Genomic DNA, 18391 nt, shown 5'->3' with positions numbered 1-18391 from the left:
ACCATGGGGGTTTTATGGAGCCCGTGTGGAGACTCTGTGGAGAATCCCCAAGGCCTTTGTGACGAGGGTGTTCGCTCCCTCGCCTGATCCGCAGGTCAAGGCAGGCGCAAGGTGACCTGGACGCCGCCGGGCACGTTGGCGATCCGCAGTTGGCCGCCATGCAACTGCACCACCTCGTCGACGAAGTTCAGCCCCAGGCCCGTGCTCTTGCGCCCGCTGTCCGGGCGCGGCAGGGAATAAAAACGCTCGCACAGGCGTGGCAGAGCGTAGTCAGGAATCGGCTCGCCTCGGTTGAACAGCTCCAGCTCCACGCCGCCTTCGATATGCCGGGCAGAGAAGCGCAGCGAGCCCTGGGCCGGGCTGAAGTCCAGGGCATTGGCCAGCAGGTTGCCCAGGGCCTGGCGCAGCAGGAAGGGCTCGCCGGACCAGGCCAGCTCCGCCGGCACCTGTTGCTCCACCTGCAACTGCTTGCCTTCGATACGCCCGTGCTGGCTGTCGAGCAAGTCCTGGACCAGGGGCGCCAGCGGCACCTTGACCCGTTCCTCCAGGCCCTGGCGTTGCTCCACCTGGGCCAGGTTCAGCAGGCGCTCGATCAACTGCTGCATGCGTGCGCTTTCGCTGTCGATATTGCCGACGAAGCGCTGGCGCTGGGCCTGGGGCATGTCTTCCTGGAGCAGTTCCGCCGCGCCGCGGATCGCCGCCAGCGGGCTTTTCAGTTCATGGGTCAGGGTATGCACGTAGCGCTCGACGTAGGCCTTGCCTTCCAGCTGGGTGCGCATGCGCTCCACCGCCGTGGCCAATTGCTCCATCTCGCCGCCGCGATAGTGCGGCAACTCGGCCCGCCGCCCTTCGCTCACCGCCAGCGCATAAGCGGTCATGCGCCGCAGCGCGGCACTCAACCACCACGACAGCAAGGCGCCGAACAACAGGCCCATGGCGATCAGCCCGGCGCCGTACCACACAAGGCGCCGCTCGGTGCGGTCGACATAGGGCTGCAACGAACTGTTGGGCTTGGCCACCGTCACCACGCCGATGATCTGGCCGTTGTCGCGGATCGGCGCGCCCACGTGCATCACCGAAGAATTCGGGTCATCGGCCACCGCCCGTGACGAACGTGCGCCGTACTGCCCGCGCAGGGTCAGGTAGACGTCGTTCCAGCGCGAGTAGTCTTGGCCCACCGCCAGGCCGCTGGAATCCAGGACCACGATGCCCCGGGCATCGGTCACGTAGATCCGGTGGTTGACCTGGTTCTTCGGCAGGCCCCAGATGGTCGCGGCCGGCTGGCGCTCGCCATAGGCCCGCAGCAGTTGCGGCCAGCGGTTCTCGCTGAGGGTGCCGGCCTTGAAGTCGTCGCGCAGGATCTCCGCCAGCAGGTTGGCGGTGTCCACCAGGGTTTCCTCGGTGGACTGGCGCACCCCGGGGCGGATCTCCTTCATCACCGTGCTCAGCACGAAATAACCGGTGAAGCTGATGAACAGCAGGTAGACCAGGAAAATCCGCAGGCCCAGGGTCATCAGGCGTGACTCGGGCTGTAGCTGTAGCCCAGGCCGCGATGGGTCTGGATCGGTTCGGCCTGGGCCGCCACCAGGCGCAGCTTGGCCCGCAGGCTCTTCACATGGCTGTCGATGTTGCGCTCGTAACCCACGTCCGCCATCACCCCCAGGGCATCGAGCAGTTGCTCGCGACTGAACACCCGCTCGGGTTGCTCCAGCAGGCATTGCAACAGGCGGAACTCATGCCGGGTCAGGCTCAGGACCTGGCCGCGATAGCTGATCTGCACCCGCTCGGGATCGACGGTGAACAACGCCGCCGCTTCCGGCCCCGGTGCCGGGCGCGGCGCCATGCGCTTGAGGATCGCCCTGACCCGGGCCGCCACTTCCCGCGGGCTGAAGGGCTTGACCACGTAGTCGTCGGCGCCGATCTCCAGGCCCACCACCCGGTCGATCTCGCCGTCCCGGGCACTGAGGAACATCACCGGCACCTCGCTGAAGCGCCGCAGTTGCTTGCAGGTTTCGAAACCGCTGATATCCGGCAGGCCGATATCGAGGATGACCAGGTCCGCCGGGGTCGCCTGCTGGTACTCCAGGGCTGCATGCCCAAGGCTCAGCCAGGTGGTGCTGAAGCCCTCGCCCTGCAGGGCAAAAACCAGGGTGTCGGCAATCGCCGCTTCGTCTTCGACAATCAGGATATGAGGCATGGCATCCAGGCACGCAAATTCAATGGGCGAACGGTGCCGGATGCCTTGTGGACAGTCAATCGGAGCGTGCACCGCCGCGCGCGGCAGCCCAATCAGCAGTCAGGCTTGTCGGCGGTGTAGCGCCGTGCCGGGTTCACCGCCGCGCCGAATTCGCGCAGGGCCTTGGCGCCGATCAGCAACGGATAGTTGAAGCTGCTGCGGTCGGTGAGGTTGACCTCCACCGTGCGCTTGACGTTGCCCAGGCACATTTCCAGCTCCACCACCGGACGCTTGGCGGCCTGGGGCTCCTCACGCTCGTCGTCTTCGTCGGAGCGGCTCTTGATCTTGCTGATCCGCGCCACCTTGTGCTCGTAGACCTTGGCGCCGGCATCCTTGGTGGCCAGGCGAAAGCGCACCCAGTTCTCGCCATCGCGGGTGAAGGTCTGGATGTCCCTGGCCGACAGCGACGCGGTCAGGGCCCCGGTATCCATCTTGGCGGCCAGGGTTTCGCCGATTTCCGGCAGGCGGATGTATTCATAGCGACCGTACAGGGTCGGCTCGGCGGCCAGGACCGGCAACGCCACCAGAGACAGCAGAGCTAGGACGGATTTCACGACGCAGGATTCCTCGAGGAAAGGGACAGCGGGATTTTAGACCGTCGCCGGGCGATTGGTTCGCACGATATCGCGCTATCGCGGCAAACGCCTGTAGCCCCGGCCCCACCGGGACTCTGCGGATAAGGACTCTCCATCCACCGGATAGCCCGCCCCCCACCCCCGGCGCACCATTTCCCGGTGCCAGCCAGCGCGTCCCGCTGCCTCGCCAATCAATCGCAAAGGAGCGACACCATGCAGACCGTGCACCTGAACGACGTCCTGATGACCTATACCGAAACCGGCGCCCCCGACGCCCCGCCCCTGTTGCTGCTCAGCGGCTGGTGCCAGGATCGCCGGCTGTTCAAGAACCTGGCGCCACTGCTGGCCGAGCGCTTTCATGTGATCTGCCTGGACTGGCGCGGCCACGACCCGAAGCAGACCGACAGCGGCGACTTCAGCGCCCTGGACCTGGCCGACGACCTACTGGCCTTCATCGACTTCAAGGGCCTGGACCCCGTGCGCCTGGTCTCCACCTCCCACGGCTGCTGGGTCAACCTGGAGGCCTGCGAACGCCTGGGTAGCAAGCGCCTCCCCAGGACCGTGGTGATCGACTGGCTGATGCAGCCCCACCAGGGCTTCTGGCAGCAGCTCGCCCAGGGCCAGCACCCCACCGACTATGCCAGCGGTCGCCAGAGCTTCTTCGACGAGTGGGCCGCCAGCACCGACAACGCCGATGTACTCGAGCACCTGCGTGACGAAATGCCCGGGTTCGACGGCGCCATGTGGCGCCGCGCCTGCCGCGAGATCGAGCTCTGCTACCGGCGCTGGGGCAGCCCGCTGGAGCGCATGTCGAGCATCGCTGACAAGCCCCTGGTGCGGCATATCTATTCACAGCCGCTGGACCCGGGCTACCGACGCATGCAACAGGACTTCGCCGCCGAACACAGCTGGTTCGAACCTTGCCACATCCCCGGCAATACCCACTTCCCGACCCTGGAGAACCCCCAGGCCGTGGCCCGGGCCATCGATGAATTCTTCTGCGCTTGAATAGGAGCGATCCCATGAACAAGGGTTTCAACGCGATCATCGCCGGTGGTGGTTTCGGTGGTCTCGCCGCCGCCACAGCCCTGGCGCAACGGGGTTGGTCGGTGACCATTTTCGAACGCCAGGCCGAACTGCGGGCCCAGGGTTCTGGCATCTATATCTGGGAGAACGGCCTGCGTATCCTCCAGGCCCTGGGCGTCAAGGCGATTGCCGCCGATGCCTTCCATGGCCGGGCCATGGAGCAGCGCGACGGCGCCGGACGAATACTCGAGGCAGGCCAGCTACCGCCCGGGATACGCCTGGTGACAGTCACCCGCAGTGCCTTGCTGGCGGGCCTGAGGGACGCGGCACTGGCCGCCGGGGTGAATATCCGCACCGGTTGTGAAGTGCTCGGCGCCAGCGCCGCTGGCGAATTGTTGTTCGCCGGTGCCCGACACGAGCAGGCAGACCTGGCCATCGGTGCCGATGGCGTGTGGTCGGTGGTACGACGGACGCTGGGGCTGGAACAGTTCCACCAACAGACCGACGAAGGCGCCCTGCGCGCCATCATTCCCGGTACCCAGCAGGAGCTTGGCCCGGACGGCCAGGGCAAGTACCTCGAGTGCTGGAGCGGCAACCGCCGCTTGCTGATCACCCCTTTGGACGGAAAACGCATCTACCTGGCGTTGACCTGCCAGAAGGACGACATCCGGGGCAAGGCCTCGCCGCTGGATCATGCGACCTGGTGCGAGACCTTTCCAGCCTGGGCGCACCTGATCGAACGGGTGGACGAAGTGCTGCCCTGGGCGCAATACAGCATCGTCAAGGTCCGGGCCTGGTCGGCCGGGCACACGGCGCTGATCGGCGATGCCGCCCATGCCCAGCCACCGCACCTGGGCCAGGGCGGCGGCATGTCGATGCAAACCGGGCTGGCCCTGGCTCATTACCTGGAGGGCTTGCAGGATCGCCGCGATATCCCGGCACGCCTGGCAGCCTGGGAAGCCGGCGAGCGGGAATTGGCCGAGCACTGCCAGCGCTGGTCGTGCCTGTACGGCGAGGTCTCGACCCTGCCGGACGAGGCCCGGCAACGGGTGCTGCAACATGGCATGGGGGATGAGTGGGTACGCCGGCAGTTCCTGCGGGCCGCGTGCAGCCAGCCCACGGGTACCCTGGGCTAGCGTCCTGCTGTCGGCGCGGCGCGGCGTCAGTGGCCGCCCCGCCGCGCCACCAGGCGTTGCAAGGTCGCGCTGGGCGTCTCGCCGAACAGCTTGCGGTATTCGCCAGAAAACCGCCCCAGGTGGAAAAACCCCCAAGACATGGCAATCGCCGAGATATTGCCCGGGCAACCATCCTCCAGCAGTTGCTGGCGCACGCCATTCAAGCGATAGCGCTTGAGATAGATCATCGGCGGCACACCCAGGTACCGGCCAAAACACTCGAACAACTTGGAGCGCGATACCCCAGCGGCCGCTTCGATCGCATCCAGGTCCAACGTCTCCCGGGCATGGGCATGGATGAACTCCCGGGCCCGTACCAGGTAATGCGGCAAGTGGCGCTCCTGGTCCTGGCGCAACCTGGCACTGTAGTTGTTCGGTTGGGCCAGGAGCAGGCCCTTGATCAATGCATGTTCCAGGTCCCGGGTGAATCCGGGCTGGTCATACAGGGCGATGCTGGTGCGCAGGTCCTGTACCAAATGCTCGACCATGCGCCACCAGTTGCCGGAGGCACCCTGCACGGCATCGATCGAAGGTTCGAAGCGCAGCGGCTCTTGCAGCGGTCGCTGCAGCAGATGCGCCAGGCTCTGCTCCATGGCCTGGCGCGGGATCGCTATGTGCAACTGCAGGCAATTGGCGGCGATATCCAGTTGCTGGGCCCCATAGGGCGAAAGAATCACCCCACGGTTGCGATCCGAGCCCAGGGTGCATCCGCCGACACTGACCTGCTGCTCGCCGCTCAAGGGCAGGCTCAGGCTGTAGCAGTCCAGGCCCACGCCATCTTCGACCATGACACTGACCTCGGCACCGTGGCGCATCAGGCCCAAGGTCATGGCCGTCGAGCGCAGTACCGTGCCGCGATGACTGAAGCGCACCTGGCCGGGACCACGAGAGCTCAACTCATGGGGCCCGCAAATGGCGGTCATCCAATGCTGGGCATAGACAAGGTCGCGGCCCTCAGTGCAAATATCTCGAATGGAATTGATGGTGTTCATCGCACGGCACCTTGGAATGCAAGATCGGACGCTCTTGCGGCGTACTCCAGGAAGGTGAGGCACGCTCCATGCCAGCTCGGCAGGCCTCCATCGGCCAGGGCAGCCGGCGGATAACATTGGCGGTTTTTCCGGATAAGTAGCAGGCGGGCAGCCCGCCTGCCGCCCCTGGTTCCATTCGCCCGGCGTTACCGCCAGCAACGGGTGTTACCGCACGTCCAGCCCCATGAGCCGGCACAGCGCCTGGTAAAGCGGTGTACCGGGCTGGCCCAGTTCGAGCACCACATCGAAGTGGTTCTTGTCGGGCGCCGGCACCATTCGCCCGGTGAAGCCGCAATCCCTCCAGGCCTCGAGGAAGCTCGCGGACTGCCAGGCGAACTCCGCGCTTTCCAGCCCCCCGTGGCTGATCACCAGCTCCCCTGCTCCACTGCTTGGCAAATGGAACAGCGGGCTGTTGCGCCGGGCATCCTCGACGCTCAGCCGCATCCACTGGTTGATATGGGTACTGCGCAGCGGCTCCAGGTCGAACAGCCCGCTGATCGGCAGCGCACCACGCAACACATCGTCAGGCACGCCCAGGCCAGCCTGCCAGCCCCCGGCCATCAGCATGCCCACCAGATGGCCGCCCGCCGAACTGCCGCTGGCATAGAGTCGCTGTGGATCGCCACCGAATGCGCTGGCATGCCGGTAGAGCCAGGCCAATGCACGGCGGGCCTGATCGACGATCTGGTCCAGGGTCACGGCGGGCGCCAGGTCGTAGTCCAGCACCACCACACAGGCACCGGCAGCGGTGAGTGCCGGGGCCATGAACGCCGAGTCATCCTTGGACAGCGCGCGCCAGTAACCGCCATGGATGAACAACAGTACCGGGGCCCCGGCCCGCGCCGCCGGAAAGATATCCAGTCGCTCGTTGGCTCCACTGCCGTAGGCCACATCGCGATGACAGGGCGTACAGGCATGGGCGGCGTCCGATAGCGCTCGGTACAGACGCGGGTACTGGGCATAATCGGCGACGCTGGCGCGGGCGTTGTATTGGCTATCGAAATAGGCGGCCAGGGCGGCTGGGTCCAGGGGGCGGCTCATGGGGCAGGCTCCGATTGAGGGCATCGGCCGATTAGGCGCCTGTGGCAAACCAGGGAAAATCCGCAAAGTCGGCAAAGGTTATCCGCATCCTCGGACAGGACCGGCAGGGCTCCGAGCGGCGTTGTAAAAAGCTTGTCACCGCGCAGATGAAACATTCACCAGCACACTAGAATTTGGCCTGCTCGCCGAAGCTGCTTATCATTGCGCGCCCCGAAAAATCTAAAGAGTGCCCTATGCGCCGACTGCTCACCGGCTGTCTCGTCACCCTGCTGCTTCTGCTCAACACCCTGGTGCTGTTCGGGCCCCTGATGGTGTTCGCCCTGCTCAAGCTGGTCCTGCCCGGCCGCTTGCGGGACTACGCCTCCGGCGCGGTGATGTGGATCGCCGAGACCTGGGCCGAGATCGACAAGCTGATCTTCGCCTCCTGTATCCCCACCCGCTGGGACATCCGCGGTGGCGAAGGCCTGCGGGTCGACACGTCCTACCTGGTGGTCAGCAACCACCAGTCCTGGGTCGACATCCCGGCCCTGATCCAGACCCTCAACCGGCGCACGCCGTTCTTCAAGTTCTTCCTCAAGAAGGAACTGATCTGGGTGCCGTTCCTGGGCCTGGCCTGGTGGGCGCTGGACTACCCCTTCATGAAGCGCTACAGCAAGGCCTTCCTGGCCAAGCACCCGGAACTGCAAGGCAAGGACCTGGAGATCACCAAGGCCGCCTGCGAACTGTTCAAGCGCCAGCCGGTGACCGTGGTCAACTACCTGGAAGGCACCCGCTTCACCGCGGCCAAGCGCGAGCAGCAAGCCTCGCCCTTGCGCCACCTGCTCAAGCCCAAGGCCGGCGGCGTGGCTTTCGTCCTGGCCGCCATGGGCGATCAGCTGGACGCCATGCTGGATGTCACCGTGGTCTACCCCCAGGAGCGCATTCCCGGTTTCTGGGACCTGATCAGCGGCAACGTGCCCAAGGTGATCATCGACATCCGCACCCGCGAGCTGGACCCGGCCCTGTGGCACGGCGACTACGAGAACGACCCGGCGTTCCGCCAGCAGGTCCAGGACTGGGTCAACCAGCTGTGGACCGACAAGGACCAGCGCATCGACGCGCTGCTGGCCGGGTCCGACTGACCCCCATCCCGCTACCCTGGGGGCGCCGCCCCTAGGGCTTGAGCACCTGCCCGAGGATCAACAGCCCGGGAATCCAGCCGGTACCGATCGCGCACACCAGGGTCAACAACGCCACCTGGCGCTGGATCTTGCGCGACAGCCCCAGCAGCAGGAAAAAGGTGAACCACAGCAGGGTCCAGGCCAGCCAGTTGAGCGCGTTCCACACCCCGAAAGCCCCGCCCACATCGCCCAGCGCCTGGATCGCCACCGTGGCCGCGGTGAGGCTGACGAACAGGCAGAACCAGCCCAGCCCCCGACCGTCGTTGCCCAGCCACTGGTTGGCCGCCACCCACAGGTAGGTGAACGCGAACAGCAGGGTCAGCGCCCCGCCCCGTACCTCGCCGGCAAGAAAGATCATGTACAGGGCCACCAGCAGGCTCAGGCTGCCGACCAGGGCATTGATCACCGCGACTTCCCTGCCGCTGATGCGCTCCATCAGCCAGATACCGTTGACGAACAGCACGGCGCCCACGTACAGCAGAATCAATCCAAGCAGCATGACGATACCCTCGCGTTATTGTTGTTCTTGGCTCATTTGTCCGGGTGCTGGCGCAGCAGCTCCTGGGCGACCTTGAGAATCGGCTCCCGGGTCTTCATCGCCTCCTGGCAGAGGAACCCATGGGCCTGGCCCTCCTCCCAGCCGTGCAGTTGCATCAACAGCACCTTGGCCCGGTTGATATCCACCTGGCTGGCCAGGCGCTCCTGCAACTGCGCGTGCTTTTGCTTGAGCTTGAACAGCTCTTCGCTGACCCGGCGCGCGGCGACCAGCGCCGGCAGGATCTTGTGCGCGTCCAGCAGTTGAAGGATCACCCCGTGGCACTCCAGCTCGATGATCTGCGACAGCACCGCCGGGCTCTCGTACTCCACCAGGGCCACCACGGTGGTGCGCGGCGAGCCGCTGCCGACCAGCGCACTGATCTGCTCGTGGTGATGGTTCTGGAAGATGCCGGTGAAGATCACGTCCACCGGCACATCGAAGTGCTTGGGCGGCGGCCAGATCTGGCGCACCGAACAACCGATGCGGATCAGCTGCAACACCAGGGCATCGCTCAAGGCCCCGGGCGGATTCAGCACCATCACCTGCAGCTCGCGCAGGGAACCGAGGATCGAGTTGGCGCTCATCGGTGCGAGCCCTCGCCCATGCTGGCGGACCAGTCGTCCAGGTTGTGCACCACCACGTAGGGGTCTGGCCGGATGGGCTCGGGGGATTGCCAGCGCACCTGGAACGTCCCGCGCGAATCGATCTCGGCGATGCGCGAGGTCAGGTGGCTGTGGTTGTTCTGCTGTTCCACCCAGATCAGTCCCTGGGGTGCGTCCAGGCGCTGGCGGTAAAGCTCGGGCTGCACCTGCTCCACCCGCCAGCCCTGGGCCGCCTGCATGGCGCGGCCGAGCATCAGGGTCTGGCAGTAGGCCGCCTCGGTCCATGCGGTGATGCTGACGTCCTCGGGAAAGAAGGCATTGCAGGCGCGGACGAACTCGCGGCTGGCCGGGGTATCGATGCTGGAGAAATACGGTGCGACCACCACATGCCCCTCGGCCACCTCGCTGCCCATCTTGGCGATCTCCGCCTCGCTGGTGGTCAAGCTGGCGATGGGGGGCCGGGGCGCGTCGCCATAGCGCCGGGCAATGGCCCGGTACAGCTCGGCGGTGCCGGTGCCCACCACGGTGGAGAACACCACGTCGGCCTGGGCCTTGACGATCAGGTCCACGGCTCGCGCCAGGTCTTCGTCCGAGGGATACAGCGGGATGTAGATCTCCTCCAGCACCGTGCCACCGTGCTGGCGGTACAGGTGGCGCATCACATGGTTGCTCTCCCGGGGATAGATGTAGTCCGAGCCGATGAACACCACCCGTTCCCCGTAGTGGCGGATCAGGTAGGCCGCCAGCGGCGCGCTGTTCTGGTTCGGGGCCGGGCCGCCGTAGATGATGTTCGGCGAATACTCGAAGCCCTCGTAGGGCGTCGGGTAGCAGAGCAGCGCGTCGGTGCGCTCCACCACCGGCATCACCGCCTTGCGCGTGTGGGACATGTAGCAGCCCACCAGCAGGCGTATCCCGTGGTTGCGGATGAACTCATCGGCGTACAGCCGATAGCGATCCGGGTCGCCGCCGGGGTCCCGCGCCAGTGCCTGGATCGGCTGGCCGGCCACCCCGCCCTGGCGGTTCAGTTGCTCGATGGCCAGCAAGGCGCCGTAGCGCTGCGAACGCTCGATGTCGGCGGTGACGCCGGTCTCGGAAAACAGCAGCCCGATCTGGGGCTGGTCCGGATGAGAAACCATGAATGACTGCTCCTTGTTCGACGCGGCCTACTGGCGGCTGAACCCGATCCTGCCCTGCGCCACGTGCGCCGCATAGACCACCGGTGGCTCGCCCATGACCGGAGCGTGGTACTCCAGGAGGAATTCGGCCAGGGGCACTTCCAGATGCTGGCGCACGCTGCGGCGCAACGCACGGGCGCCGAACTGCCGGTCGTAACCGGCACGGGCCACATGGGCCAGCACCTGGGGCGTGGCCACCAGGCTGCAACGGTGTTTCTCCAGGCGCCGGTTGAGCCGCTGCACCTCAAGCGCCACCAACTGCTCCACCAGGCCGCGCTCGATCCAGTTGAAGGTAATGATGTTGTCGATACGGTTGACGAACTCCGGGGCGAAGGCCTTGAGCAAGCGAGCCCTGACCAGCTTCTCCACCGCCCGATGCCGTGAAGCCGCGGTGGAGGGCAACAACCAGCCCAGCCAGCCCTTGCGCCGCTGGTCGTAGCCCTGGATCTCCCGGGCCGCGAGGTTGCTGGTCATGAAGATCAGGCTGTTGCGAAAACTGTAGCTGCGCTCGCCCGAGGCCACCGTGAGCAGGCCGTTGTCCAGCACGTTGAGCAGCGCCTGGACCACCTGCGGGCTGGCCTTTTCCAGCTCGTCGAAGAGCACGATGCCGGGGCGCCCGAGGCTGCCGTCGAGCTTGTCCTGGTCGAACAGGGTATTGCCCTCCTTCGCCCCCACGTAGCCGGGCGGCGCCCCGGTGAGCGCGGCGGCATAGTGCTCCTGGGACAGGGTGTTCATGTCGATGCGGCAGAAGGCATCGGCATCGCCATGCAGGGCCCTGGCCAGGGCCCGCACGATCTCGGTCTTGCCCACCCCGGTGGGCCCCAGGAACAACGCGGTGTAGAGCGGGCGGCGTGGATCGGTGAGGTCCGCGCGCACCACCCGGAGCATGTCCTGGACACTGTGCAAGGCCTGGTCCTGGCCGAGGATCTCGGCGCGCAGGCTGGCCATGATGGCCTCGATATCGAAACGGTAACGGCTGTGCAACGCCGCCTGGCTGGCCAGGTGGGCCTGGACCAGCGGCGCATCGGCGCGATTCTCGCTGGCCAGGGCCTGGTCCTGGGCCTGGCGACGCTGCGACTGCTCCAGCATGTCGGTCAGGAAGGGCATGGGAATGACTCCATGTTGCGCTGGGAAGAAAAGGACGCGGGCCGCCTGGCAGCGCAGCCCGCCGCTCAACCTGCCGCGCAGGTCAGGCCTCTTTCTCCAGCCCCTCGTAGGGCAGCCGCCCCACCGGGCACTGCGCAACGCCCGAGGTCGAGCGGGTGATCCTCTCGACGTTTTCCCGGGCCTTCTCGGCGTCGGTCACCCAGGTCTTGTAGAACTCGAAGGGGCACTCGGCCAGGCCACGATCGCCCTCGCCGGAGTTGTTCAAGCCGGTGTAGCCGCGATGGAGGATCTTGTACAGGTGGTTCTGCGACTGGTCGTTGGCCCGGGCATCGCGGATCTGCGAGATCGACAGCTGGGCGTACTGGATGCCCATTTCCTCCTCGCCGCATTCGCCGAGGGTACGACCATCGAAGCCGATGATCGCCGAGTGGCCGAAGTAGGAATAGACGCCATCGAAGCCTGCGGCATTGGCCACCGCCACGTAGGTGTTGTTGGCCCAGGCCATGGCCTTGGCCATCAGCACCTGCTGCTCCTTGGCCGGGTACATGTAGCCCTGGCAACGCACGATCAGCTCGGCGCCCTTCATCGCGCAATCACGCCAGATTTCCGGATAGTTGCCGTCGTCGCAGATGATCATGCTGATCTGCATGCCCTTGGGCCCTGTGCTGACGAAGGTCTGGCCGCCGGGGTACCAGCCCTCGATCGGGCACCAGGGGATGATCTTGCGGTACTTCTGGACCACCTCGCCCTTGTTGTCGATCAGCACCAGGGTGTTGTACGGCGCCTTGTTCGGGTGCTCTTCGTGGCGCTCGCCGGTCAGCGAGAACACGCCCCAGACGTTGGCCTTGCGGCAAGCGCGGGCCAGCAGCTCGGTCTCGTCGCCGGGGATGGCGACCGCTGTCTCCATCATTTCCGCCGGGTCGTACATGATTCCCTGGAGGCTGTACTCGGGGAAAATCACCAGGTCCATGCCCGGCAGCCCCTGCTTCATGCCGACCACCATGTCGGCGATCTTCTGCGCGTTGGCCAGGACCTCGGCGCGGGTATGCAAGCGTGGCATCTTGTAGTTCACCACTGCGACGCCAACGGTATCGTTGCTACTGGAAATATCGCCATGACGCATATCTGATACCTCTGTTTTTATTTTTTGCGGACGAAAAAAAGCCCTCCCGGGGATAACCCCGGGAGAGCTCATTTGCTCTTTGGCATGTACGACCTGGTTGGATCGGCGGCATCGACGCTGATGCGCTTTTCCTGATGGGGTTTATCTAAACGCCGAGCCAGAAACCTTGTCAAGCACCGCGCAACCCCCGGCGCCCCAGCAGGATCGGCCCATGCCCAAAAGAACCCTCTAGCCCGGCACTTGCAGCGCCAGGCTTAACGGGGATTTTTTTGTAAGCGACGACACGTCCCCTGCGAAGCGGTATCGGACAAGATTCAGTCGAGGATCACATGGGGCAGGAAACGGCTGCTGTCCTTGGTGATCGGCGAATGGTCCTCGCGAATGCCGATCCCCGCCGGTCGGTCGCCGATCACCCAGCTACCGATCACGGTGTGGTTGCCGGCGAAGTTCGGCAACGGCTGGAACTGCTGGCGAATGCTCGGGCCCGCGCCGTAGGGCCCGGCCTCGCTCAACCGTTCGCCAGCGTTTGTGCGGATCTGCACATTGGCGCCCTCGCGGGAAAAGAACGGCTTGCGCACCCAGCCCGGTTGCAGGTCGTCGGCCGGCTGCTCGTCGATGAACGCCGGCAGCAGGTTCGGATGCCCCGGATGACGCTCCCAGAGCAGGGCCATGGCGCCCTTGTTGGAGAGGATCGCCTTCCACGGCGGCTCGACGAAGCTGGTGCGGCTAGCGGCGATGGCCCGGCCATAGTCTTCGTTGAACATCTGCTCCCACGGATACAGCTTGAACAGGTTGTCGATGGGCGTGCCCTGCAGGTCGACGAAACGCCCGCCAGCATCGAGGCCGATGTCCTCGATATCGATCATCCGCGTGCGCAGGCCGGCCTGGCGGGCGATATCGCGCAGGTATTCGACGGTGCCCCGGTCTTCCACCGAGCCACGGACCGAGGAGAAGTACAACGGCGAGCCGAAACCGCCCTGCACGAAGGCTTGCAGCAGCTTGTCCTCGATGCTGTTGAACTGGTCGCATCCCGCCGGCAGTTGGCCACGCTGCATCTGCTGTTCGAGCCAGACGTACTGGAAGAAGCTGGCCTCGTACAACGAGGTCGGGGTGTCGTAGTTGGTCTCCAGCAGCTTGGCCGGACCGTGGCCGTCGTAGCACAGGTCCATGCGTCCATAGAGGTGCGGATCGCGGCGCTTCCACGAGCTGCGGACCAGCTCATGGAACGCCTCGGGAATGGCCAGGCGCCGCAGCAGCTCCTCACTTTCCACCACCTCGGCCACCAGCTCCATGCACAACTCATGCAGCGCCTGGGTCGGGTCCTCCAGGTGCTCTTCGATCTGCCGCAGGCTGAACTGGTAGTAGGCCGACTCGTCCCAATAGGGCTCGCCATCGAAGGTGTGGAAGGCGAACCCCAGTCGCTGCGCCGTGGCCTGCCAGTCCGGGCGCGGCGTGCTGTGGACCCGCTTCAAGAACCGAACCCCCAGCTGCTGTGGCCGGAGCTGGAGCCGAAGCCACCGCGACTGACCACCTCATGGGCACCGGAGAAGGAACTGCCCGTGCTGGTGAAGTGCTCGGGGCTGGAGATAGCGAAACGGCCGCTGCTGGCGCCGGGGAAGCGCTTGCCGCCCTCGACCTGCTGGGCGAGGGTACTCAGGCGTTCACCGCCCTGGGCGTCACGCTCCTTGTACAGGCCCTCGGTGAAGTAGCGTGGCTCAGGCGTCGAGTCCAGGCCGATCCAGCGCCAGAAACTCGAACTCGAAGAACTCGAACTGTGGCCACCGCCACCGCTGAACGAGCTACTGCCGCTACTGGAGCCCGTGCTGCTGGAACTGCCGCTGCTGGAACTATCGGCCGCCGCCTGCTGCTCTTCCTCTGGAGGAACCGGCACCGTGCGTTCGGTGGTCAGGGCGAACCCATGGAACATCGGCACATAGGCCCGGCCATCGCTGGAGAGGGTGCAAGCGCCGGGCAGGAAATCCGCCTCGCAACGCTTCAGGTCCCAATAACGCGGGCCGTCCTCCTGGCCATATGCCCAGGCATCGTGACGGGCGTCCAGGCAGATATCCATGGGAACCTGCGCCTGGGCGCACTCCTCGGGGGTGCTGAAATGCTGGACCTGGCGCACGACCCGGGTCGCCTGGGGCTGGCCATCACAGGCCGCCAGGGCGAACGGCACGCTGCCCAGCAGTACCAGGCGCACGCTTCTACTGCGTTTCATCGCTGCGCCCTCAGGTCGATGGGGTCATGCAGGCCGCATTCAGCAGGCCGACACCGACGGAAACCGCAGCCACCAGGATCGCCGCGGCGTTCTCCTGGTCGACGATGCGTTGGGACAAATCCTTGAGCGTCAGGCTCACGGCGAGCAGCGCCAGCAGCTGCACCACCGCGGCAATCGCCGCCCAGAGCAGGAAATCGATGATCGAGATGGAATGGGAAATGGCACTGGCCACCGGGATCGCGAAGCCCAGCAAGGCGCCGGCCAGGGCGATGGCCGCCGCACTGTTGCCCTGGCGGATCAGGGCGAACTCGTTATGGGGCGTGAGGCGGGTGTAGATGAAGGCGTAGAGGGCGAAAACCAGGGCCGCGCCCAGCATGTAGAGGGTAAAACCAAGCACCGCATTGGCGGGCAGAGACATCTTCAGTGCATCCATGAACATCGCGTTCGGGCTTCCTTGGAAAACGGGGCGCGAGATATATCACAGGCCCGATTCGCCGAACACTGGAGGATTGGCCCCGGAACCATGGCACCGAGGCCCATCGCCTTACTTGGCCACGCCCCAGATGCTGCTCAGGCTTTGCAGCAGCGAGCCACCCACCCCTTGCTGGCCCAGGTACTGCAGGATCAGCGGGGCGAATTGCCCGATCATGCCGCTGTCCATGCCCAGGGCGCCGAACGCATTGTTCAGGTCGTTGCTGTCCTTGACGTTGCCCAGGGCGTTGTCCAGCCCGGCGTTCTGGCTCGACGACTGGCCGAGCAAGCCGCTCAGCGCACCCAGGCTACCCAGGGCGTTGCTGCCGGAGAGCAGGTCCAGGCCCGGCACGCTCTTGCTCAGTTGCGAATAGTCAGAGCTGCTCAGTTGGTTCTTCGCCAGGCCAAGCATGGCGCCGGTGCCGCCAATGGCTTGTTGGGGGGTGACATTGAGTTGCGAACCCAGGGCGCCCAGCAGGCCGGCGGTCTGCGAGGTCGGTGCCGCAGCGGCAGCCTTGTCGCCGCCTTGCATGCCGGCAATGGCGTTGGCCGCATCGTTCAGGCTGAAACCGCCAGCCAGGGCCGAACCGGCTACCAGGGTCATCAGGGCAGCCAGGGCGAAACCGCGTGGAATATTCATCGAAACAACCTCATGGGGCGAGAAACCACCCGGAATCGGGTGGCGGGAAAACAGCCGGTTGGACTCATGGCGCAGACGAATGTTCCGAGGGACCGCGAGATCCCCGGTTGCTTGAAATCTAGTCGAAAAAAAATGCATCCAGGTGCCGGTGGTCTGCGTATACCCCATACGGACAGAAATTGTCTGGCCGTACTCTCACAAGGATCACCATCATGAAGCGCCATTCGATCAAAGCCCCATTGATTGCCAGCCTGTTGAGCCTGACCTTGGGCACCGCCATGGGCCTGGCCAGCGTCCAGGCCGCCGAAATGAACCACGACACCGTCATGGTTGGCGGCCAGGCCATGCTGCCGACCAAGGACATCATCGACAATGCGGTCAATTCCGCCGATCACACCACCCTGGTAGCAGCGGTGAAAGCCGCCGGGCTGGTCCAGACCTTGAAGGGCAAAGGTCCGTTCACCGTGTTCGCCCCAGTCAATTCAGCCTTCACCGTACTTCCTGCCGGCACTGTCGACACCCTGCTCAAGCCAGAGAACAAGGCAGCCCTGACCCACGTGCTCACCTACCACGTGGTCGCCGGCAAGCTGGACATGATGGAGCTGTCCAAGCGGATCCAGGCGGGCGGCGGCAAGGCCGAACTGACCACTGTGTCCGGCGGCAAGCTGTGGCTAATGATGAATGGTCCGCACAACATCCAGATCAAGGATGAAAAAGGGGGTGTCGCCGACATCACCACCTATGATGTGAACCAGTCCAACGGCGTGATCCAGGTGATCGACAGGGTGCTCTTGCCCAAAGGTTGAGTCCCGAGTACCGGCCCCGCCCGTCGGGACCGGTACAACCATGAGGTGGACGAAGGTGAATGGAACAACGACCGACCCTGGACTAACCTCAGGCTGCATGCCCTGTCGTCGATCGTCATTTGCCCTCTTCCCGCTTGTCTGGAGAACCGCTATTTCCAGCCTCGATCCTGATTCTCTCAGACACTTGCTGGCCCAGTGTTCACTGGGAGACCGCCACGCTTTCGAGACGCTGTACCACAGCGTTGCTCCACGCCTGCATGGCATTGCGCTGCACTTCATGGGGCGGCGGGACCTGGCCGAGGAGGTTCTTCAGGAAAGCTTCGTACGCATCTGGAACAACGCCACCCACTATCAGCCGCACCTGTCGGCCCCCATGACCTGGATGATCAACATCACTCGCAACCAGGCCATCGACCAGCTGCGTAAACAACGTGAACGCCCCTTGCAGGATCACGAAGAACAACAGTTGCTGGACGAGACGGCCTCGGCCCTCGACCAACTGGACAGTGCCCGACAAGCCAAGGCGCTGAACCGCTGCCTGGAAAGCCTAGAGGGGATGCAGCGCCAGTCCATTACCGTGGCCTATTTCCGGGGCCTGTCCAGCTCGGAGCTGGCCGAGTACCTGGCTGCGCCCCTGGGCTCGGTGAAGTCCTGGATTCGCCGTGGCATGGAACGCCTGCGCCGGTGCCTGGAATCATGAACTACCAAACCCCTGAGCGACGTCGTGCCCTGGCTGGCGACTACGCCATCGGCCTGATGCGGGGCGCTGCCCGGCGGCGTTTCGAGACGCTGTTGCTGGACGATCCGGCACTGCGCCAAGAGTTGGCGCAATGGCAGGAAAGCCTGGGCGCGCTAACAGACGCCATACCGGAGAAGGATGTGCCGGAGCGTGTGTGGCACAACATCCAGGCACGCATCGAACCACAAGTGCTGCACCTGCCGAAAAAGAATCCATTGTGGATGCGCCTGCGCCTGGCTCTTGCCGCCTGTGCCGTGCTGGCAACCTTGTACATCGGCTTTATCCAGCAGCACGACCAGGTACGCTACAGCGCCACGTTGCTCAGTGCCGAGCGGCAACCGGCATTGCGAATCCTGGCCCATGCCCAGTACCTGCAAGTCGAGCCTTTGGTCCTCCCGGCGCTGGGCCTGGATCGTAGCCTGGAACTGTGGGCGATTACCGCCGACGGCAAGCCAATTTCCCTTGGCGTGGTGCCGGTCGGAGGCAAGGGCAGGATCAACCTGAGCCAGGCCCAGCGCACTCTGCTGGGCGCGCCGATTGCCCTGGCCGTGAGCCTTGAGCCCTCCGGTGGCTCGCCGACCGGGCAACCGACCGGACCGGTGCTGTACCAGGGGCAGTTGGTAGCGCTCTGACGTGCCCCTGTACTGGCAGGGTCCCTTGCTGCATCCGGCTTGCCAGCAAAATGGCGCACGGTACACTTCGCGCGCCAAAACCAGGGCCATGGT

Annotated in this window: 20 protein-coding genes; 6 read left to right on the top strand and 14 right to left on the bottom strand. The window is 65.1% G+C overall.

What is annotated here, in order from left to right; genetic code table 11:
• Nucleotides 1-95: 95 nt before the first annotated feature.
• The 3 genes from creC to H7A76_RS03200 all read right to left on the bottom strand — a co-directional run bounded on the left by creC (nt 96) and on the right by H7A76_RS03200 (nt 2790).
• Entirely contained in the window at nt 96-1514 is a 1419-nt protein-coding gene (gene creC / locus H7A76_RS03210; RefSeq protein ID WP_185697168.1) for a two-component system sensor histidine kinase CreC, read from the bottom strand.
• A complete protein-coding gene (creB, locus tag H7A76_RS03205) occupies nt 1514-2197 on the bottom strand; it encodes a two-component system response regulator CreB (RefSeq protein WP_185697167.1) in 684 nt (227 codons plus the stop codon). Before creB ends, creC begins: the two co-directional genes overlap by 1 nt.
• A gap of 92 nt (nt 2198-2289) precedes the next feature.
• Entirely contained in the window at nt 2290-2790 is a 501-nt protein-coding gene (locus H7A76_RS03200; RefSeq protein ID WP_185697166.1) for an ATP-dependent zinc protease, read from the bottom strand.
• A 234-nt stretch (nt 2791-3024) separates the two neighbouring features.
• On the opposite strand from H7A76_RS03200, the gene H7A76_RS03195 reads away from it, so the two are divergent.
• Both H7A76_RS03195 and H7A76_RS03190 read left to right on the top strand, forming a co-directional pair.
• Nucleotides 3025-3819, top strand: a complete 795-nt coding sequence (locus H7A76_RS03195) for an alpha/beta fold hydrolase (protein WP_185697165.1) — start codon at nt 3025-3027, stop codon at nt 3817-3819.
• A 14-nt stretch (nt 3820-3833) separates the two neighbouring features.
• The gene (locus H7A76_RS03190) at nt 3834-4973 is read left to right on the top strand and encodes an NAD(P)/FAD-dependent oxidoreductase (RefSeq protein ID WP_185697164.1); all 1140 of its coding nucleotides are present in this window, start codon (nt 3834-3836) and stop codon (nt 4971-4973) included.
• 26 nt (nt 4974-4999) lie between these two features.
• On the opposite strand, the gene H7A76_RS03185 is transcribed toward H7A76_RS03190, so the two are convergent.
• Nucleotides 5000-6004: an AraC family transcriptional regulator gene (locus H7A76_RS03185; protein ID WP_185697163.1), complete on the bottom strand. Its 1005-nt coding sequence runs from the start codon at nt 6002-6004 to the stop codon at nt 5000-5002.
• 204 nt (nt 6005-6208) lie between these two features.
• The gene (locus H7A76_RS03180; protein ID WP_185697162.1) at nt 6209-7084 is read right to left on the bottom strand and encodes an alpha/beta hydrolase; all 876 of its coding nucleotides are present in this window, start codon (nt 7082-7084) and stop codon (nt 6209-6211) included.
• Between the two features lie 233 nt (nt 7085-7317).
• Between H7A76_RS03180 and H7A76_RS03175 the strand changes: the two genes are divergently transcribed.
• The gene (locus H7A76_RS03175) at nt 7318-8205 is read left to right on the top strand and encodes an acyltransferase (protein WP_185697161.1); all 888 of its coding nucleotides are present in this window, start codon (nt 7318-7320) and stop codon (nt 8203-8205) included.
• A gap of 31 nt (nt 8206-8236) precedes the next feature.
• Here H7A76_RS03175 and H7A76_RS03170 read toward each other — a convergent pair whose 3' ends face one another.
• The 9 genes from H7A76_RS03170 to H7A76_RS03130 form a co-directional block, all read right to left on the bottom strand.
• On the bottom strand, nt 8237-8743 hold the full coding sequence (locus H7A76_RS03170; RefSeq protein WP_185697160.1) for an AmiS/UreI family transporter: 507 nt from the start codon (nt 8741-8743) through the stop codon (nt 8237-8239).
• 32 nt (nt 8744-8775) lie between these two features.
• On the bottom strand, nt 8776-9366 hold the full coding sequence (locus H7A76_RS03165) for an ANTAR domain-containing response regulator (protein ID WP_185697159.1): 591 nt from the start codon (nt 9364-9366) through the stop codon (nt 8776-8778).
• Nucleotides 9363-10520, bottom strand: coding sequence for an aliphatic amidase expression-regulating protein AmiC (gene amiC, locus H7A76_RS03160; RefSeq protein WP_185697158.1), 1158 nt, complete (start codon nt 10518-10520; stop codon nt 9363-9365). The genes H7A76_RS03165 and amiC overlap by 4 nt, the downstream gene beginning before the upstream one ends.
• A 27-nt stretch (nt 10521-10547) precedes the next feature.
• Complete coding sequence (locus H7A76_RS03155; protein ID WP_185697157.1) at nt 10548-11666, bottom strand: AAA family ATPase; 1119 nt, start codon at nt 11664-11666, stop codon at nt 10548-10550.
• 82 nt (nt 11667-11748) lie between these two features.
• The gene (locus tag H7A76_RS03150) at nt 11749-12789 is read right to left on the bottom strand and encodes an aliphatic amidase (RefSeq protein WP_185697156.1); all 1041 of its coding nucleotides are present in this window, start codon (nt 12787-12789) and stop codon (nt 11749-11751) included.
• A gap of 314 nt (nt 12790-13103) precedes the next feature.
• A complete protein-coding gene (locus H7A76_RS03145) occupies nt 13104-14261 on the bottom strand; it encodes a glutathionylspermidine synthase family protein (protein ID WP_185697155.1) in 1158 nt (385 codons plus the stop codon).
• The gene (locus H7A76_RS03140) at nt 14258-15010 is read right to left on the bottom strand and encodes a DUF1190 domain-containing protein (RefSeq protein ID WP_185697154.1); all 753 of its coding nucleotides are present in this window, start codon (nt 15008-15010) and stop codon (nt 14258-14260) included. Before H7A76_RS03140 ends, H7A76_RS03145 begins: the two co-directional genes overlap by 4 nt.
• 10 nt (nt 15011-15020) lie before the next feature.
• Nucleotides 15021-15449: a DUF350 domain-containing protein gene (locus H7A76_RS03135; protein WP_185697153.1), complete on the bottom strand. Its 429-nt coding sequence runs from the start codon at nt 15447-15449 to the stop codon at nt 15021-15023.
• A 105-nt stretch (nt 15450-15554) separates the two neighbouring features.
• Nucleotides 15555-16121 carry a DUF2780 domain-containing protein gene (locus tag H7A76_RS03130; protein WP_185697152.1) on the bottom strand — a complete coding sequence of 189 codons (567 nt, stop codon included), beginning with the start codon at nt 16119-16121 and terminating at the stop codon, nt 15555-15557.
• Nucleotides 16122-16333: 212 nt separating this feature from the next.
• Between H7A76_RS03130 and H7A76_RS03125 the strand changes: the two genes are divergently transcribed.
• The 3 genes from H7A76_RS03125 to H7A76_RS03115 are packed head-to-tail and all read left to right on the top strand — an operon-like array spanning nt 16334 to nt 18298.
• Nucleotides 16334-16927, top strand: a complete 594-nt coding sequence (locus tag H7A76_RS03125) for a fasciclin domain-containing protein (protein WP_185697151.1) — start codon at nt 16334-16336, stop codon at nt 16925-16927.
• Nucleotides 16928-16982: 55 nt separating this feature from the next.
• Nucleotides 16983-17627, top strand: a complete 645-nt coding sequence (locus H7A76_RS03120; protein WP_409302451.1) for a sigma-70 family RNA polymerase sigma factor — start codon at nt 16983-16985, stop codon at nt 17625-17627.
• Complete coding sequence (locus tag H7A76_RS03115) at nt 17624-18298, top strand: anti-sigma factor domain-containing protein (RefSeq protein ID WP_185697149.1); 675 nt, start codon at nt 17624-17626, stop codon at nt 18296-18298. The genes H7A76_RS03120 and H7A76_RS03115 overlap by 4 nt, the downstream gene beginning before the upstream one ends.
• Nucleotides 18299-18391: the final 93 nt, after the last annotated feature.

It is taken from the genome of Pseudomonas sp. MSSRFD41, from assembly GCF_014230245.1.
Lineage (GTDB): Bacteria > Pseudomonadota > Gammaproteobacteria > Pseudomonadales > Pseudomonadaceae > Aquipseudomonas > Aquipseudomonas piscis.
Note: the sequence above shows the minus strand (reverse complement) of the source record. Positions and strands in the feature narration are given on the sequence as shown.

Bases quoted from the DNA above. Each gene is read 5' to 3' on its own strand.
- creC (WP_185697168.1), bottom strand. From the start codon at position 1,514: ATGACCCTGGGCCTGCGGATTTTCCTGGTCTACCTGCTGTTCATCAGC.
- creB (WP_185697167.1), bottom strand. From the start codon at position 2,197: ATGCCTCATATCCTGATTGTCGAAGACGAAGCGGCGATTGCCGACACC.
- H7A76_RS03195 (WP_185697165.1), top strand. From the start codon at position 3,025: ATGCAGACCGTGCACCTGAACGACGTCCTGATGACCTATACCGAAACC.
- H7A76_RS03190 (WP_185697164.1), top strand. From the start codon at position 3,834: ATGAACAAGGGTTTCAACGCGATCATCGCCGGTGGTGGTTTCGGTGGT.
- H7A76_RS03185 (WP_185697163.1), bottom strand. From the start codon at position 6,004: ATGAACACCATCAATTCCATTCGAGATATTTGCACTGAGGGCCGCGAC.
- H7A76_RS03180 (WP_185697162.1), bottom strand. From the start codon at position 7,084: ATGAGCCGCCCCCTGGACCCAGCCGCCCTGGCCGCCTATTTCGATAGC.
- H7A76_RS03175 (WP_185697161.1), top strand. From the start codon at position 7,318: ATGCGCCGACTGCTCACCGGCTGTCTCGTCACCCTGCTGCTTCTGCTC.
- H7A76_RS03170 (WP_185697160.1), bottom strand. From the start codon at position 8,743: ATGCTGCTTGGATTGATTCTGCTGTACGTGGGCGCCGTGCTGTTCGTC.
- H7A76_RS03165 (WP_185697159.1), bottom strand. From the start codon at position 9,366: ATGAGCGCCAACTCGATCCTCGGTTCCCTGCGCGAGCTGCAGGTGATG.
- amiC (WP_185697158.1), bottom strand. From the start codon at position 10,520: ATGGTTTCTCATCCGGACCAGCCCCAGATCGGGCTGCTGTTTTCCGAG.
- H7A76_RS03155 (WP_185697157.1), bottom strand. From the start codon at position 11,666: ATGCCCTTCCTGACCGACATGCTGGAGCAGTCGCAGCGTCGCCAGGCC.
- H7A76_RS03150 (WP_185697156.1), bottom strand. From the start codon at position 12,789: ATGCGTCATGGCGATATTTCCAGTAGCAACGATACCGTTGGCGTCGCA.
- H7A76_RS03140 (WP_185697154.1), bottom strand. From the start codon at position 15,010: ATGAAACGCAGTAGAAGCGTGCGCCTGGTACTGCTGGGCAGCGTGCCG.
- H7A76_RS03135 (WP_185697153.1), bottom strand. From the start codon at position 15,449: ATGTTCATGGATGCACTGAAGATGTCTCTGCCCGCCAATGCGGTGCTT.
- H7A76_RS03130 (WP_185697152.1), bottom strand. From the start codon at position 16,121: ATGAATATTCCACGCGGTTTCGCCCTGGCTGCCCTGATGACCCTGGTA.
- H7A76_RS03125 (WP_185697151.1), top strand. From the start codon at position 16,334: ATGAAGCGCCATTCGATCAAAGCCCCATTGATTGCCAGCCTGTTGAGC.
- H7A76_RS03115 (WP_185697149.1), top strand. From the start codon at position 17,624: ATGAACTACCAAACCCCTGAGCGACGTCGTGCCCTGGCTGGCGACTAC.